This is a genomic window from Microcystis sp. (assembly GCF_048564745.1).
Lineage (GTDB): Bacteria > Cyanobacteriota > Cyanobacteriia > Cyanobacteriales > Microcystaceae > Microcystis > Microcystis ichthyoblabe_A.
In genome coordinates, this window is record NZ_JBLZRT010000067.1 from 1 (window position 1) to 1,665 (window position 1,665).

Annotated in this window: 1 protein-coding gene; it reads right to left on the bottom strand. The window is 47.9% G+C overall.

Features of this window, described 5'->3' with window-relative positions:
• On the bottom strand, nt 1-1,665 hold a 1,665-nt coding region (locus tag ACOCD9_RS09205; RefSeq protein ID WP_419547186.1), incomplete at both ends, for a transglycosylase domain-containing protein.

Genomic DNA, 1,665 nt, shown 5'->3' on the forward strand with positions numbered 1-1,665 from the left:
GTTCCCGTTTTACCCGCTTCTCCCATGCCAACACTGGCAGCGCCTCCTGTACCATTAGTTATCACCCCCCGCAATAGGCTATTCATCGTCTCGGCGGTTTTAGGGGAGATTACCTGCTGATTTCTATCGCTATCCTCGCCATAGTCATAAATAACCCGACAGGTACTCAAATCCTCCACATTTTCACAGTCGGAAGCGTCGAGAATGCGTTTAATGGCGTGGGGACGATTCCAGCGCCCACGATGGTCAAAAACCCCATAAGCGCCGGTCATTTCCAAGACATTTACCTCGCTTTGCCCTAAAATTAGCCCCGGTACAGCATTTAAAGGTGATTTTATCCCCAAACGTTCCGCTATATTGACCACATTACTTAATCCTGCCTCGCGAGCAATGCGAAGGGCGACACTATTTTCCGATTGCGCTAAACCTTGAAACATATTGATGGCCCCGCTACTGCGTTCACAGGGAGAATAGGCCTGTCCTTGCCAAGAAAGTCCAGCGCAGGTATAGGTTTTATAGGGCGATATTCCCTGTTCTAGGGCGGCAGCATAAGCAAATACCTTAAAAGTGGAACCGGGTTGACGTTTAGCTTGGATAGCGCGGTTAAATTGGCTTTTTTGATAATCAACTCCCCCGACTAAAGCGAGAATTTCCCCAGTTTGACTGTTTAGGGTAACTAAAGCCCCTTGGGAGTATCGATAGCGGGGGCCTTGGTTTAAGACATTATTTTTTAAGCTTTTTTCTGCGATCGCTTGCAGCCGGCGGTCTAAACTGGTTTCAACGATAAAATTGCCCTCTTTGGCCACTTCTTCCCCTAAAAGGTCCTGTAATTCCTCGAAAACGTAACTATAAAAATATGGTGCAATCGTACTAGATAGGGATTTTTTGGCTTGGGGACTGATTTCGATGCGGGATCTGCGAGCGCTGGCGGCCTCTTCTGGGGAAATCATGCCTAATTGGGCCATGCGATCGATGACACGATTGCGTAATTGTACGGAAGTGTCGTAATCTTGAATGGGATTAAATAAATTCGGGGCGGGTAACATAGCCACAAGGGTAGCAGCCTCGGAGATATCTAAATCTCTAGCGGATTTATCGAAATAAAAGCGGGCTGCGTCTTCAAAACCGTAACCGCCCAGACCGAGATAAACTCGATTGAGATAGGTTTTGAGAATTGTATCCTTACTATACACCGCTTCTAATTGTAAAGCGACCACAGCCTCCCGGAGTTTGCGATCGGCAGTATTTTGGCGACCGACTTCTGGGAATAAACTACGCGCTAACTGTTGAGTTAGGGTGCTGGCCCCTTGACGAATGCCTTGACCTTGCCAATTAATCATAACAGCCCGGACAATCCCGAAAGGATCAACGCCAAAATGCCAGTAAAAACGACTATCTTCGGAAGCGACAAGCGCCTTGGGCAAATAGGGAGAAAAATCCCCCAGATTATCTAATTCTTGGTGAGTTTCCTGTCGAATGGGATTGAGGGGAGTTTGACCATCCCTAGGGTAAACCACCACCGGACCGCTCACCCCGGAAGGGAGTGGATAAACATTAACTTTGCGACTTTCCCAGATAACCGCTAAAACTAATAAACCGAAAATACCCCCCGCACCATAGAAACCATAGCGCAAAAGTCGCACCCACAGGGGAGGGGGACAGTAA